The 14155-nt window shown below is 69.5% G+C and carries 13 protein-coding genes; 6 read left to right on the top strand and 7 right to left on the bottom strand.

What is annotated here, in order from left to right:
- Positions 1 to 9 precede the first annotated feature (9 nt).
- From ACGFIB_RS26660 to ACGFIB_RS26640, 5 genes are all read right to left on the bottom strand, one after another.
- Positions 10 to 297 (bottom strand): hypothetical protein, encoded by a 288-nt coding sequence (locus ACGFIB_RS26660; protein WP_139577384.1) that lies wholly within the window; start codon positions 295 to 297, stop codon positions 10 to 12.
- Positions 298 to 347: 50 nt separating this feature from the next.
- Positions 348 to 1358, bottom strand: coding sequence for a conjugal transfer protein (locus ACGFIB_RS26655; protein ID WP_357240523.1), 1011 nt, complete (start codon positions 1356 to 1358; stop codon positions 348 to 350).
- Positions 1359 to 1709: 351 nt separating this feature from the next.
- Entirely contained in the window at positions 1710 to 2405 is a 696-nt protein-coding gene (locus ACGFIB_RS26650; RefSeq protein WP_393375825.1) for a hypothetical protein, read from the bottom strand.
- Between the two features lie 308 nt (positions 2406 to 2713).
- Entirely contained in the window at positions 2714 to 3637 is a 924-nt protein-coding gene (locus ACGFIB_RS26645; RefSeq protein WP_393375822.1) for a hypothetical protein, read from the bottom strand.
- Positions 3630 to 4076, bottom strand: a complete 447-nt coding sequence (locus ACGFIB_RS26640) for an RNA polymerase sigma factor (protein ID WP_393376007.1) — start codon at positions 4074 to 4076, stop codon at positions 3630 to 3632. Before ACGFIB_RS26640 ends, ACGFIB_RS26645 begins: the two co-directional genes overlap by 8 nt.
- Before the next feature lie 141 nt (positions 4077 to 4217).
- Here ACGFIB_RS26640 and ACGFIB_RS26635 point away from each other — a divergent pair, with 141 nt between their 5' ends.
- Together ACGFIB_RS26635 and ACGFIB_RS26630 are read left to right on the top strand one after the other, a co-directional pair.
- Entirely contained in the window at positions 4218 to 4694 is a 477-nt protein-coding gene (locus tag ACGFIB_RS26635) for a GNAT family N-acetyltransferase (RefSeq protein ID WP_357240532.1), read from the top strand.
- Positions 4695 to 5098: 404 nt separating this feature from the next.
- A complete protein-coding gene (locus ACGFIB_RS26630; protein WP_393375818.1) occupies positions 5099 to 7468 on the top strand; it encodes a ricin-type beta-trefoil lectin domain protein in 2370 nt (789 codons plus the stop codon).
- 102 nt (positions 7469 to 7570) lie between these two features.
- Here the strand turns inward: ACGFIB_RS26630 and ychF are convergent, their stop codons facing one another.
- Positions 7571 to 8659, bottom strand: coding sequence for a redox-regulated ATPase YchF (gene ychF / locus ACGFIB_RS26625; RefSeq protein WP_142571284.1), 1089 nt, complete (start codon positions 8657 to 8659; stop codon positions 7571 to 7573).
- Positions 8660 to 8747: 88 nt separating this feature from the next.
- On the opposite strand from ychF, the gene ACGFIB_RS26620 reads away from it, so the two are divergent.
- Both ACGFIB_RS26620 and ACGFIB_RS26615 read left to right on the top strand, forming a co-directional pair.
- Positions 8748 to 10070 (top strand): DNA recombination protein RmuC, encoded by a 1323-nt coding sequence (locus ACGFIB_RS26620; protein ID WP_393330816.1) that lies wholly within the window; start codon positions 8748 to 8750, stop codon positions 10068 to 10070.
- Between the two features lie 9 nt (positions 10071 to 10079).
- A complete protein-coding gene (locus ACGFIB_RS26615) occupies positions 10080 to 10574 on the top strand; it encodes a DUF6542 domain-containing protein (protein ID WP_357240538.1) in 495 nt (164 codons plus the stop codon).
- Between the two features lie 54 nt (positions 10575 to 10628).
- On the opposite strand, the gene ACGFIB_RS26610 is transcribed toward ACGFIB_RS26615, so the two are convergent.
- On the bottom strand, positions 10629 to 11594 hold the full coding sequence (locus tag ACGFIB_RS26610) for a 4-hydroxy-3-methylbut-2-enyl diphosphate reductase (protein WP_393375815.1): 966 nt from the start codon (positions 11592 to 11594) through the stop codon (positions 10629 to 10631).
- Positions 11595 to 11710: 116 nt separating this feature from the next.
- On the opposite strand from ACGFIB_RS26610, the gene ACGFIB_RS26605 reads away from it, so the two are divergent.
- Entirely contained in the window at positions 11711 to 12787 is a 1077-nt protein-coding gene (locus ACGFIB_RS26605) for a hypothetical protein (RefSeq protein WP_393375813.1), read from the top strand.
- A 131-nt stretch (positions 12788 to 12918) separates the two neighbouring features.
- Positions 12919 to 14124: an exodeoxyribonuclease VII large subunit gene (gene xseA / locus ACGFIB_RS26600; RefSeq protein ID WP_142571279.1), complete on the top strand. Its 1206-nt coding sequence runs from the start codon at positions 12919 to 12921 to the stop codon at positions 14122 to 14124.
- Positions 14125 to 14155 lie beyond the last annotated feature (31 nt).

Below are 14155 nucleotides of genomic sequence, written 5' to 3'. Positions count from 1 at the left end.
TCCGCCCGATCACTTGATGCCAAGTGCGCCCGCGATCGCCTTCGCCGTCACCTCGATGATGTTGGGAACGTAGAAGATCACGCCGATCGCGATCGCCAGGATGATGAACTGCACGAACCTGGTGATCTCGCGGGTGAAGAGGAAGAAGATCGCCACGACGGAGACGACCGCGAGGAAGAGCGGAGCGAAGAACTTTCGGAGGAAGTCGGCGAGACCTTCGGTGTTGATGCCCGTCGTCGGCGCCGGTGACGGCGCAGCAAGATCAAGGACGTGGTCCGCGATGGTCTTCAGTATCAACTCTCGCCCTCCCGGGGGTATGGATCAGCGATGTCTTTGCCGGGCATGCGCTACCCCACGGACCGGTTCGCACCTTGGATGTCCCTGACGAACCACTTGCCGCCCTGCTTTTCGATCGTTAACTGGTAGGCCTGCTCAAGACCGGCGGGCTGCGCCGCCGGATCCTGCGACGGGCTCGCCACCGCCGTCGACTGTCCGGACGCCACCGCCCACACGACCACCGCCGTGACCTTCCTGCTGTCGGCGCCGTCCGGCGGCACCACGACGTCCTTCAGTTCGGCGAGGGTGAACTCCCCGTTGAACCCGTTGACGGTCACCCCGCTCGCGACGTAGCGCTGCAGGTCCACCTGGTTGCCCGCGGCGTACGCCTTGAAGAAGCCTTCGAGCTGGGGACGCAGTTCGGCTTCGGTGGCGGAGTCGCGGTCGGGGTCCGGGAGCTGCGGCAGGCCCGCCGGACCCGGCGCGGGCAGCAGAGCCGGCTGGGCCGAGACCACGAACCCGCCGTTGTCGTAATAGACCGGCACGGACAGCAGACCGCGGCTGCCCCCCGACTGGTACGTCACGGTCACCCGGGCGTTGTGGTCGTCGATCAGGTCGATCCCGGCGAACTGGAAGGCCCCCGCCGACATCCGCCCGTACCCGTTCCAGCCGAACTGCTCGTCGGCGCCTTCCGGCAGGAACGACTTCAGCCGTTCCGCGCGCTGCTGGGGGGTGGCCGCGTCGTAGTTGAGGTAGACCGCCGCGAACTGGTTGGCGAAGGCCGCCGCCTGCGTCGCCGGGAATCCGGAGGTGACCGTGCCGGTCGGCGTCGTGGTGGGCTGATCGTCTCCCGCCAGCCGTTCCAACGGGGCGCGTATGCCGTTGACCAGGATGACGACGATCAGTGCCCAGAGGATGACCCGCCCGGTCCAGACGAGCCAGCGGCCTCCACCGCCACTCCAGCCTCTGCGGCGGGGGGCAGTGCCGTGCGCGGCGCTCGCCGCCTCGAAGCCTTCCAATGGGTACGGGTCAGGGTCGCCAGCGATCCGCGGATCCTGCTGGACGTCTGACCTGCGAGCCATCACGCCTCCGCTCGCGCCGATCCCTCCGGCTGGCGCGGTTTCCTCTTGCTCTCGATCCGGTTAACCGCATTGAAGTATTCACCCTAGCGGTCTCACCAATTCTTCCAGGTAAGCCACGCCCATGGTGCAAGCATCGCCGCGACCGAGCAAACCAGGTCTACATCCCGCAGAGGCGCCCCACATCTATCCACTCCGTGGAAAAGCACGTTACGCCTGGCCAGCGGGGGCATCGATTACCTAACCGCCACCTATTGCTGTCTTCGCAGCTCGCAGGCATAACGAAAGCGACCGTGCACGCCACGACGGCCCCGCGCGAGCGGAGCCGTCGTGCCGCGAACTACGCCCGCGCCCTCACTGGCACTCCCCCGAGGAGGACGACTCGGAGGATGACGAGAAGGACGACTCAGTCGACGCCGGCGGGATGCCCTCCGGCGGGGCGCTCTCCGGACCCGAGATCTCGGGCGGGATGTTCTCCGGAGCACTGCCCAGAGCGCTGCCCGGAGCGCTCTCCGGCAGCGAGGAGGTCTGCGACTCGCCCGCCGACGACTGGGACTGTGACGGTGACTGGGACTGCTCCTGCTCCGACACCTGCTGCTGCGCGCGCTGGGACATCTGCTCGATGCGCTGCTGCGCGCCCGCGGCCTCCTGCATGATCTGCTGGCTGGCGCTGCTCGCCTCGTCCCGGATGCTCTGCCGGACCTCCTCCGCCGTCTGCTCCATCGACGCGCCCATGCCCGGGAACGCCTCGCTCCGCAGAATCGAACCGCTGGGCAGACTCGAACCGGCGTACTGCGCGGCGGACCACTGCGCCGGGAACTGAGCGACAGTGATCGTCGGCGCGCCGATCGACACCGTCCCGGCCACGGGTGCGGACTCGGTCACCAGCAGCGGCTCGCTGACGGTGGTGGTGTACGACGTCGCCCGCACCGAACCGCCGGGCTCGATCGTGGCCGCGGAGGCGGTGCCGCCGAGCAGCGCGATTCCGCCGGCCGTGAGCGTCGAGGCGAAAATCGCCGCGAGAGCCAGCTGTCTGGATTTCCGATGCATGGTTCCCCCTTGGGCCCGATCGGGCCTCACCAGGTCAGGTCACCTGGGCTTTTCCCGGTGCCCGACTTCGGCCGCCTTCCCGTCCGCCGTGCCGTATGACGGCACTGATGAGATTGTCGCGAAAAGGGATTCGAACGGCGATTATGCGCCAAACGGCCTCATTTCGATGCTTCACCGAGCCTCATGAATGCGTCTAGGGCAGTTGGCCCAAGCGTTTCCGCCGGACATGGAGGATCTGACCAGAGGGAGAGGTGTGGCGGGTGATGCCGCTCACGCCATGACCACCGCTTTTGCGCGAACCGGCCGTCTCAGGGCCGTTCGAGATCGTAGGCGACGTCCGCCACGCGGACCGTCCTCACCAGCGGATCCTCGATGATCTTGCGCAGCTCCCCGATCGTGACCAACGAGTCCACGTAGGCGTAGACCAGGCCGTCGTCGGCGGCTTTGCGCAGCCGCGCCAGGCTCAGATCGAAGTCGTGCAGGTTGTCGTCGTCGTAGTCCTTGAGGATGCCGACCCAACGGCGGAAGTTCGCGAGGTCCGACTTGACCGGCTCATCATCGGCTCGCGGCATCAGGGCCCGGTCCCACATCGTCGTCCCTCCCCACGTGATGGGGATCGACGTGGGACGCCGCTCGAGAACCACCTTCTCGGCATCCGACTTGTTTCCGGCGGTGAAGGCGACCAGCTCGTCGGTGGTGAGCGGCTTGACGAACTCGACCACCGCCAGCGCGTTGAGCCCCGCCGGGAGCCTGGCCAGCACCTTGCGGCTGTCCTCCTTGGGCTGGTTGCCCGTCCCCACGTTCATCAGCGCCGTGCTCAGCGTGGTTCCGGCGTAGCGACCGAGCGGCAGCCTGCCCACGTGGCCGAAGAAGTCCTGGGTGACCACATGTTCGACGCCGCCGTACCCCTCGACGAACCCCCCCACGGCCCGGATGGGCCTGGCGGCCACGGTGAACGACATCGACAGCGGTGTCGTGGCACCCCAGTTTCGAACTTCGATGTCGTAGCCGGGGTTGTAGATCTTGAAGGCGGTGCCCAGCACGTCGGTCATACGCTCTTCCCGGTCGCCGCGCCGCTGGATCAGGCCGGAGCCCACCGTCGCCGCCAGGACGAGGGCGAGCAGTGCCGCAAGCACAGTGATCGCCGTGCGGGCGACACCTCGCCGGACGGCTCGGCGGGTCGCCCTGGGGTCGAAGTCGGGTATCGGCAGCAGCAGGTCGTCGTCAGTCATGAGGACCTCCGTACAGATCGGCGAAGGCCGCTCTGGCCCGCCACACGGCCGTCTTGATCGTGGTGTGCTTCTTGCCGGTCATCGCGGCCACCTCGACCAGCGAGAAGCCCTCGAAATAGACCAGGGTGAGCAACCTTCGGTGGTCCTCAGGCAGTCGGTCCAGGACGTCGCGCACGACCAGCGACTCGATGTGCAGCGGCGGCACGCCGAGTTCGTCGGGATGCGGCAGGTCCAGTTCCCGGCGGTGGCGCCGGAGGTGATCGACCAGGACGTTGCGGGCGATGGCGAGCAACCACGCGGCCGGGTTCCCGCCGCGCCAGCCCAGCAGCGCCCTGGTCGCCTTGACGAACGTCTCCTGAGCCAGGTCCTCGGCGAGGTGGGGATCGCGGGTGCGGCGTAACAGGAACCCGCACACGAGCGCCCAGTGCTCGCGATACAGCTCCTCGATGATGGCGCCCTCCGCGTCTTCGTGTCTGTCACAACAGACCAGACGCGATCGGGGCGGAAATGGTCACCCGCCTCTTCCGCGACCCGAGAAAATACCTTGTGGTCCGCCAGGCCGAGCAGGAAGGGTGCGGAGGTGGCCACACCTCTGCACGAGCACCTGGTACGGCAGGCGACGGCGGCCGACGCCGCTGTCGTCGCCGGGTTGCTGGACGCCTTCAACCGCGAGTTCGACACGCCGTCACCGGGACCGCACGTGCTCACCGCGCGCCTGCGCCGAATGATCCCCGGGGACCACCTCGTCGTGCTTCTCACCGGGGAACCGGCCGTCGGCGTCGCGGTTCTGTCCTTCCGGCCCAACGTCTGGCAGGAAGGTCCGGCCGCGATCCTGGACGAGCTGTACGTGCGGCCCGGCATGCGCGGACAGCGGTTCGGCCACGCCCTGCTGGAAGCGGCGTGCCGCCTCGCGCGGGAACGCGGCGCGGAGACGCTCGAAATCAACGTCGACGGCGAGGACGCCGACGCCCGTCGCTTCTATGAGGCGCACGGCTTCGCGAACAGCGAGCCCGGGGCGCCCGAACCGATGTTCTACTACTACCGCGACCTCGTCTGAGAACGGCCGGACGAAGGTCCGCCGATCGTCAGCGGCGACCTCGACGGCTCGCGTTCCAACAATCTCTGCCATAACCGAGCGCAACCGAACGTACGCGCACGCCTGAAACTTTCATGGCAGGCGACGGCCGGCACGCACGTTTCCGCTGCCCGCCAGTTCAGCCGTGTTCACACGCCATCTTTCCCGTCTGACCATGTCTTGACATGCCTCAACCCCTCTGACATTTTCAAACGGCTTTCAACAGAAAACATGACGGACGGTATCGAGCCAGCGTGCTGGGGCCAACCGCTCTGGATCGGCAGGGCCGGTGAACCGCCCGTCACTCATCCCCCACACGGGCACTCCGGAGGTCCGGCATGCGCAGACGTCGACCAGTCGGCGACAGAAAATGGGTCCGCATCCTGATGGCCACGGTCACAGCGGCCATGACCGGCGCCGGCGCCGTCGTGGTCACCGCGCCGGCGGCCCAGGCGGCCACGACGTCCATCACGGTGAACGGCGGCTCGACGGGACGCACCTTCGACGGGGTGGGGGCGATCAGCGGCGGCGGCGGCAACTCCCGGCTGCTCATCGACTACCCGGAGACGCAGCGCTCCCAGATCCTGGACTACCTCTTCAAGCCCGGGTACGGCGCGGCGGTGCAGTTGCTGAAACTGGAGATCGGCGGTGACGCCAACTCCACCGACGGCTCCGAGCCCAGCATCCAGCACACCCGCGGTGACATCAACTGCAACGTCGGCTACGAGTTCTGGCTGGGCGAGCAGGCGGTGGCGCGCAACCCGAACATCAAGCTGATCGCACTGCCGTGGACCGCGCCGGGCTGGATCGGCGGCGGGAACTTCTGGTCCCAGGACATGATCGACTACGACATCTCCTGGCTCAACTGCGCCAAGCAGCACGGCCTGACGGTCAGCTACATCGGCGGATGGAACGAGCGCGGGCACAACAAGACCTGGTACAAGAACCTCCGGTCGGCCCTCGACTCCAACGGCTACGGCAACGTGCAGATCGTCGGCGACGACAGCTTCGGCCTGTCGACCGCGGACGACATGCTGAGCGACCCGGCGTTCAAGGCCGCGGTCGGCGTGGTCGGGTCGCACTACCTGTGCGGCTACCTGGGCGACGCCACCTCGTGTCCCTCCAGCGCGAACGCCGTGGCCACCGGCAAGCCGATCTGGAACAGCGAGTTCGGATCGCAGGACTACATCAGCGGCTCGGCCCCCTACATCCGCAGCGTCACCCGCGGATACCTCGACGGCCAGATGACGGGCTTCGTCAACTGGCCGCTGGTGGCCGCGCTCTACCCGAACCTGCCCTTCAACACCACCGCCCTGGCGGTCGCCAACTCGCCGTGGTCGGGCGCCTACCAGCTGGGCCGCAGCCTGTGGGCGAACGCCCAGATCGCCCAGTTCACCCAGCCGGGCTGGCGCTTCCTCACCGGCTCCGCGAGCGGATACCTCGGCGGGAACCGGAGCAACGGCAGCTACATCTCCCTGAAGTCCACGAACAACACCGACTACTCGACCATCTACGAGACCAGCACGTCGACGAGCACGCAGACCGTGAACGTCAACGTGACAGGCGGGCTGAGCACCGGGACCGTGCACGTGTGGTCCACCAACCTCGGCTCGAACAACCCCGCCGACTGGTTCGTCAGGCAGCCGGACATCACCCCCAGCAACGGCTCCTACTCGCTCACCATGCAGCCGAACCGGATCTACTCGCTGACCACGACCACCGGCCAGGGCAAGGGCACGGCGGCCGGACCGGCGAGTGCGCCGCTGCCTCTGCCGTACTCCGACGACTTCGACGCCTACGCCTCCCGCACCGAGGCCAAGTACTTCTCCGACATGCAGGGATCCTTCGAGGTCCGGCCCTGCGCCGGCGGCCGGTCCGGTCAGTGCCTGCAGCAGGTGACTCCCGTGCGTCCGATCGAGTGGCAGGACGACAGCGACGCCTTCGGCCTGGTCGGCGACCCGTCCTGGAGCAACTACAAGGTCAGCGTGGACGTCAACTTCCAGCAGGGCGGCACCATCACGCTGCTCGGGCGGGCGAACACGCAGTCACGCCCGCAGAGCCACCAGGCCGCCTACCAGTTGCGGCTGAACAACTCCGGCGCCTGGTCGATCGCCAAGAGCACCACGTCCGGCACGGTGAGCACCCTCACCTCGGGCTCCCGGAGCTCGCTCGGGACCAACACCTGGCACACGATCTCGCTCAGCTTCTCGGGCAACCAGATCAGCGCCACCCTCGACGGCGCCGCGCTCGGCTCGGTGACCGACAACTCCTACTTCACCGGACAGGTCGGGCTCGGAGTGGTCGGATACCAGACCGACATGTTCGACAACCTCTCCATCACCCCGATCGGCGGCGGAAACGGCGGCACCAGCGTCGGCCCCATCAGGGGCCAGGCCTCCGGCCGCTGCGTCGACGTCCCCAGCCAGTCCCAGACCAACGGCACCCAGGTCGCGCTCTGGGACTGCAACAGCGGCGCCAACCAGACCTGGACCCTCACGCCGTCCAAGCAGCTGATGGTCTACGGCACCAAGTGCCTGGACGCCTACGGACAGGGCACGGCGGACGGGACCCGGGTCGACATCTACGACTGCAACGGCGGCACCAACCAGCAGTGGACGCTGAACTCCGACGGCACGATCGTCGGAGTCGGCTCGAACAAGTGCCTGGACGCCTACGGCGGCGGCACCGCCAACGGCACGCAGCTGGTGATCTGGACGTGCAACGGCGGCGCGAACCAGAGGTGGTCGCGCAGCTGAGCCGACGATGACACCGGCCGGCCGGCCGGGTCGGCGCCGCAGCCCGCGGCGCGGATCCGGCCGGCCGTTCCGTCGTCCGCCGAGCGGAGGCGACCGGCAGGTTCAGACGTTGAAACGGAACTCCACGACGTCGCCGTCGCGCATCACGTAGTCCTTGCCCTCGATGCGGGCCTTGCCCGCCGCCCTGGCCGCGGTCATCGAGCCCGCCTCCACCAGGTCGCCGAACGAGATGACCTCGGCCTTGATGAACCCGCGCTGGAAGTCGGTGTGGATGACCCCGGCGGCCTCGGGGGCGGTCGCGCCCTTGCGGATCGTCCAGGCCCGGGCCTCCTTGGGCCCGGCCGTCAGGTAGGTCTGCAGGCCGAGCGTCTCGAAGCCGACCCGGGCGAGCTGGGCGAGGCCCGACTCCTCCTGGCCGACGGACTGCAGCAGCTCCAGCGCCTCGTCGTCGGGCAGCTCCACCAGCTCAGACTCGATCTTGGCGTCGAGGAACACGGCCTCCGCCGGCTCCACGAGCGCCGAGAGCTTGGCCCGCAGGTCGGCGTCGGTCAGCTCGTCGGCGTCGAGGTTGAAGACGTACAGGAACGGCTTGGCCGTGAGAAGGTGCAGCTCGCGCAGGTCGGCGAGGTCGATCCCGGCCGCCTTGCCCCCGGCGTACAGGGTCGTGCCGGTGTCGAGCAGCTTCGCCGCGGCCTCGGCGGCCTCCAGGAGGACCTTGCGGTCCTTGTTGGTGCGCGCCTCCTTCTGCAGGCGGGGCAGCGCCTTCTCGATCGTCTGCAGGTCGGCGAGGATCAGCTCGGTGTTGATCGTCTCGATGTCGCGCCCCGGTGCCACCTCGCCGTCCACGTGGGTGACGTCGGGGTCGGAGAAGACCCGGATGACCTGGCAGATCGCGTCGGTCTCACGGATGTTGGCGAGGAACTGGTTGCCCCTTCCCTGGCCCTCCGACGCGCCCTTCACCAGGCCCGCGATGTCGACGAACTCGACCTTGGCCGGGAGGACGCGCGCCGAGTTGTAGATCTCCGCCAGCTTGTCCAGACGGGAGTCCGGCACGCCGACGATGCCCACGTTCGGCTCGATCGTGGCGAACGGGTAGTTGGCCGCCAGGGCGTTCCCGCTCTTGGTCAGGGCGTTGAAAAGAGTGGACTTGCCGACGTTGGGCAGGCCGACGATGCCGATGCTCAGGCTCACGTACCACGAGTTTAGGGGCCTCGGAGGGTGCGCCGGACATCGACGGCCTCGGCCCGCTCCCAGGCGCGCCTCCCTGTTTGGCACGCCAATGCCTGAAATCATCCAGACCGTGGATGTCGTGGCTCTCGCAGTGGGACTGGTGATCGGCGTCGTGGTGGGTGCGGCCCTGGCCGGGATGCGGACCGCGGGCCGTGCCGCGCAGGCGGCCGCCAGGGTGGCCGAGGCCGAGGCGCGGACGCGGGCGGCCGAGGACAAGGTGGCCTACGTGGAGAACCAGCTCACCGAGCGGTTCCAGGCCATCTCCGCACACTCCCTCGACGTGGCCAACCTGCGTTTCCTCGAACTCGCCGAGAACCGGCTGAACACCACGAGGGCCGAGGCGGCCGGCGACCTCGACCAGCGCAGGCAGGCGGTCGAGAACCTGGTCGCGCCGCTGCGCGAGACGCTCGCCAAGGTGGAGAGCCAGCTCAGGGAGAGCGAGTCGGGCACCCGCGCCGCCCGCGCCGAGCTGAGCAAGCAGATGGAGTTCGTACGGGAGAGCTCCGATCGGCTCAAGGCCCAGACGGACGCGCTGGTGCGGGCGCTCCAGCGGCCGGAGGCCCGGGGACGGTGGGGTGAGCTGCAGCTGCGCCGGGTGGCGGAGATCGCCGGCATGGCCCGGTTCTGCGACTTCGACGAGCAGGTGAGCGCCGTCACCCGCGACGGCGTGGTCCGGCCCGACATGGTCGTACGGCTCAGCGGCGGCAAGAACGTCATCGTGGACGCGAAGGTCTCGCTCGCGGCCTACCTGGAGGCGGCCGAGGCCACCGACCCCGAGTTCGCCTCGGCCCGGCTGGACGCCCACGCGAGGCACGTGCGCGAGCACGTGGACCGGTTAGCCGCCAAGTCCTACTGGCAGGCCTTCAATCCGTCGCCCGAGTTCGTGGTCCTGTTCATCCCCGGCGAGGCGTTCCTCGCGCCGGCGTTGGAGCGCGACCCGGGGCTGCTGGAGCACGCGATGCGCAGGCGCGTCCACATCGCCACTCCCACGACGCTCGTCACGATGCTCCGCACCGCGCAGTACGCCTGGCAGCAGACCGCGGTCAGTGAGAACGCCAAGGCCGTCTTCGATCTGGGCAAGGAACTGTACGAGCGGCTCGGCGGCCTCGGACGGCACGTGGACGGCCTGGGCAAGGCGCTCACGAGAGCGGTCACCGCCTACAACCAGACGGTCGGCTCGCTGGAGAGCAGGGTCCTGGTCAGCGCGCGGAGAATGAACGACCTCGGTCTGGTGGACTACTCCCTCGACGCCCCGTCGGCGGTGGAGGAGGTCCCCCGGCCGGTCGCCATCCCCGAGCTCGAAGGTGAAGAGCGGGTAAGCCCCCCTCCCCCGCATCGTCAGAACGGTAAATTGACGCGAGACTTGTCGTAAGGGGGCCCGATGACAGGCACCGGTCGAGCGGGGGTGCGGCTGACCGCTCGGGGGGCGATCGTCATGCTCTTCGTGATCACTCTGGCGGGCATGCCGTTTCTGCCCGGGCCCGCGTTCGTGGCCGGTTGCCTCGCGGCGGTCCTGCTGGTGCGTCCCCGGGACCTGCTGCCGCTGGTGGTGACGCCTCCGCTGGTCTTCTTCGTCGCGGCGCTGCTGGTGGAGCTCATGCGGGCGCTCAGCTCGGGTTCGATGCTCCAGACGTTCGGGCTCGGGATGTTCACCGCGTTGTCGTCCGGCGCGCCGTGGCTGTTCCTCGGGTCCGCGCTGGCGCTGGGCGTCGGGTGGGTGCGCGGCCTGCCCGACAGCCTGAGGGAGCTGCGGGGCGCGCCCGCGCCCACACCGACGCCGGCCTCCCGCTCACGCCGTGGCCGCGTCCGCACGTTCGACCCGGAGCCGGAGGGCTACTTCGAGCCCCGGGTGTACGGCAAGGCCGCCGACGAGTGAACCGCCGGACCGGCCGCTGGACCCTTGCGTCAGACCGTGCGCCAGACCTGTGCGCTAGAGGGTGCGCAGGTCCTTGCGCAGTTCGTGGGGCAGGGCGAACCGCATGCTCTCCTCCACCGACTCGACCTCCTCCACATCGGTGAAACCGTGACCGGCCAGCTTGGCGAGCACTCCCCGCACGAGTTCCTCCGGAACGGAGGCGCCGCTGGTCAGGCCGACGGTGCGCACGCCCTCCAGCCACTCGTCCCGTACGAACGAGGCGTCGTCCACCAGGTAGGACGCGGCGGCGCCGTAGTCCTTGGCGACCTCGACCAGTCGCTTGGAGTTGGAGGAGTTGGTCGAGCCGACGACGATGACCAGGTCCGACTCGGCGGCGATCTGCTTGACGGCGGTCTGCCTGTTGGAGGTGGCGTAGCAGATGTCGTCGCTCGGCGGGTCGATGAGGTTGGGGAACCGCGTCCGCAGCCGGGCGACCGTCTCGGTGGTCTCGTCGACCGACAGAGTCGTCTGGGAGAGCCAGACCACCCTCTCCGGGTCCCGTACGGCCACGCCCTCGACGCCGTCGAGCCCGTCCACGAGCTGGATGTGCTCGGGCGCCTCACCGGCGGTGCCCTCGACCTCCTCGTGCCCCTCGTGCCCGATGAGCAGGATGTCGTAGTCCTTGGCCGCGAACCTCTTGGCCTCGTTGTGCACCTTGGTCACCAGCGGGCACGTCGCGTCGATCGTCCGGAGACTGCGGCCCGCGGCCTCCTCGTGCACCGCGGGCGCGACGCCGTGAGCGGAGAAGACGACGATGGCGCCCTCGGGGACCTCCTCGGTCTCCTCGACGAAAACGGCGCCGCGCTCCTCCAGCGTCTTCACGACGTGGGTGTTGTGCACGATCTGCTTGCGCACGTAGATTGGCGCGCCATACTGCTCCAGCGCCCGTTCGACCGCCTGCACCGCACGGTCGACACCCGCGCAGTAACCGCGGGGCTTGGCGACCAGGACACGACGGGTCGCTGAGGTCTGCACGTCCATGTTCCTATGCTATGTGGAACGCGCGCCGCCTCTTGACCCTGGTCTTGCAAGACTGGGTGTACCAGATACGTATCTCCCCGGGAGCAGAAATGTCCGTCCTTAGAGCAATAACGACAGTGCTACAGACCGCTCTGAACGGGGTCGGACAGGCGCTGCTGGCCGGCGACAAGCTCAAGACCAGCGTCAAGGAGCGCTTCGCCGGTGGCGAGGCGCAGGACGGCGAACGCCCCGAGACCGCCGAGACCCCGCGGGCCGGGGAGGCCACCGGGCAAGCCACCGGGCAAGCCACCGAGCAAGCCACCGCGCAGACCGCCGAGCAGGCCACCGGGGAGCGGCCCGCGCGCCGGGAGCCCGTCATCTTCGCCCCCCGCCCGAGCAAGACCGGCAAGCCTGAGCAGGCCGAGAAGCCTGAGCAGGCTCAGCAGGCCGAGAAGGCCGAGGCGGCGCCCGCCGAGGCCCCGACCGGTGAGGCCCCGACCGCTGAGACCCCGACCGCCGAGCCCCCGACCGCCGAGACCGTCGCGCCTGTGGAGGCTGTGGAGGCCGCGGCCGAGCCGAAGCCCGAGGCCGCCCCCGCCGCGGAGACCGCCCCTGCCGAGGCCGACACGCTCGACCTGCCCGCCGCACCCGTCGAGGCCGAGGCCCCGGCCGTCGCCGAGGTCCCGGACGAGACCGCCGCCCCCAAGAAGCCGCGCACGCGCCGCAAGGCCACCGCCGCAACCGCCGAGACGCCCGCAACCGCTGAGACCGCCGGAACCTCGGAGGCCACGGAAGAGGCCCCGCCCGCCGAGGCCAAGAAGCCGCGCACGCGCCGCAAGGCCACTGCCGAAGCCCCCGAGGACGCCCAGGCCGCGACCGGCACCGAGGCCGGGAGCAGCGCCGAAAGCACGACCACCGCCGCGCCGAAGGCCACCAGGACCCGCAAGAAGCCCGCCGCCGCGAAGGCGCCGGAGAAGGCGCCGGAGAGCCCTGCCGAGGCGCCGGCGGAGCAGCCCGTCGCGGCAGCCGCCGAGACGGCGGAGCCGCTGCCGGGCTACGCGAACCTCTCCGTGGCGTCGCTGCGGGCGCGGATGCGTGGCACGTCGGCCGAGCAGGTGCAGGCGCTGCTGGACTACGAGCAGGCGCACCTGAACCGCCCCGAAGTCGTCCGGATGTTCCAGAACCGGATGTCCAAGCTCCAGTCCGAGGCCTGATCGCGGGCCGCGCCCGCCCGGCCGTACGCGGGACGGGCACGTGAGGTGTCCTCCGCCCGGTCGCCTGTGGAATGTCGGCAGGTACGGCTAGCCTGCAGGTGCGACCGGATCAGGCGAGGCGAGGAGGGCATTTGAGCGCGAAGACGTCCCCGGAGGCGCCGCTGCCGATCAGGTCGGTGCTGCAGATGGTCGCCCAGTGGATCGGCAAGCTGGGCACCGTCTGGGTCGAAGGGCAGATCACCGAGCTGACCGCCCGGGGCGGCACCGTCTTCCTGACGCTGCGCGATCCGGTGGCCAACGTCTCGGCCCGGATCACCTGCGCGCGGGCGGTCTACGAGGCCAGCGTGCCGCGTCCCGTCGACGGCGCGCGCGTCGTGATGCACGTCAAGCCGGACTTCTGGGTCAACAAGGGTTCGTTCGCGTTCACGGCCCTGGAGATCCGTCCGGTCGGCATCGGCGAGCTGCTGGCCCGGCTGGAACGGCTCCGCCAGGTGCTCGCGGGCGAGGGCCTGTTCAACGTCGACAGGAAGAGACGGCTGCCGTTCCTGCCGGGCACCGTCGGGCTCGTCTGCGGGCGTGACTCGGCGGCCGAGCGTGACGTGCTGGAGAACTCCCGCCGCCGCTGGCCCGCCGTCCGTTTCAAGGTGGAGCAGGTCGCCGTCCAGGGGTCGTACGCCGTGGGCGAGGTGACCGAGGCGCTGCGCAGGCTCGACGCCGACCGCGAGGTCGACGTGATCATCATCGCCAGGGGCGGCGGCTCCCTGGAGGATCTGCTGCCGTTCTCCGACGAGTCGCTGGTGCGGGCCGTCGCGGCCTGCCGTACGCCGGTGGTGAGCGCGATCGGCCACGAGCAGGACAGCCCGCTGCTCGATCTCGTGGCCGACGTGCGCGCCTCGACCCCGACGGACGCGGCCAAGAAGGTCGTGCCCGACGTGGGCGAGCAGCTCACGCTCGTCCATCAGCTCAGAGACCGGGGTCGCCGGGTGCTGCGGGGCTGGGTCGAGCGTGAGATGTCCTGGCTCGAGTCCGTGCGCTCCCGGCCGTCGCTCGCCGATCCCGTCCGGGAGCTCGACCGGCGGGCCGAGCAGGTCGACGCGCTGCGCGAGCGGTCCAGGCGCTGCCTTTCGGCGTCCCTGGACCGCTCGGCCGACTCGCTGGAACATCTCGGGGCCCGGCTCGTGGCCCTTTCCCCCGCGGCGACCCTGGAGCGGGGCTACGCCATCGCGCAGCGTCCTTCCGGAGAGGTCGTCCGCCTGGCCGGGGACGTCAAACCGGGTGACGAGCTCACGATCCGCTTCTCCGACGACCGCGTGACGGTCACGGCCCAGGACGCGTGACCCGGGCCGCGTGACCCGGGCCGCGTGACCC

Source organism: Microbispora bryophytorum, from assembly GCF_043197435.1.
Taxonomy (GTDB): domain Bacteria; phylum Actinomycetota; class Actinomycetes; order Streptosporangiales; family Streptosporangiaceae; genus Microbispora; species Microbispora bryophytorum.
Note: the sequence above shows the minus strand (reverse complement) of the source record. Positions and strands in the feature narration are given on the sequence as shown.

Bases quoted from the DNA above. Each gene is read 5' to 3' on its own strand.
- ACGFIB_RS26615 (WP_357240538.1), top strand. From the start codon at position 10,080: ATGACAGGCACCGGTCGAGCGGGGGTGCGGCTGACCGCTCGGGGGGCG.
- ACGFIB_RS26620 (WP_393330816.1), top strand. From the start codon at position 8,748: ATGCCTGAAATCATCCAGACCGTGGATGTCGTGGCTCTCGCAGTGGGA.
- ACGFIB_RS26645 (WP_393375822.1), bottom strand. From the start codon at position 3,637: ATGACTGACGACGACCTGCTGCTGCCGATACCCGACTTCGACCCCAGG.
- ACGFIB_RS26630 (WP_393375818.1), top strand. From the start codon at position 5,099: ATGGCCACGGTCACAGCGGCCATGACCGGCGCCGGCGCCGTCGTGGTC.
- ACGFIB_RS26610 (WP_393375815.1), bottom strand. From the start codon at position 11,594: ATGGACGTGCAGACCTCAGCGACCCGTCGTGTCCTGGTCGCCAAGCCC.
- ACGFIB_RS26650 (WP_393375825.1), bottom strand. From the start codon at position 2,405: ATGCATCGGAAATCCAGACAGCTGGCTCTCGCGGCGATTTTCGCCTCG.
- ACGFIB_RS26655 (WP_357240523.1), bottom strand. From the start codon at position 1,358: ATGGCTCGCAGGTCAGACGTCCAGCAGGATCCGCGGATCGCTGGCGAC.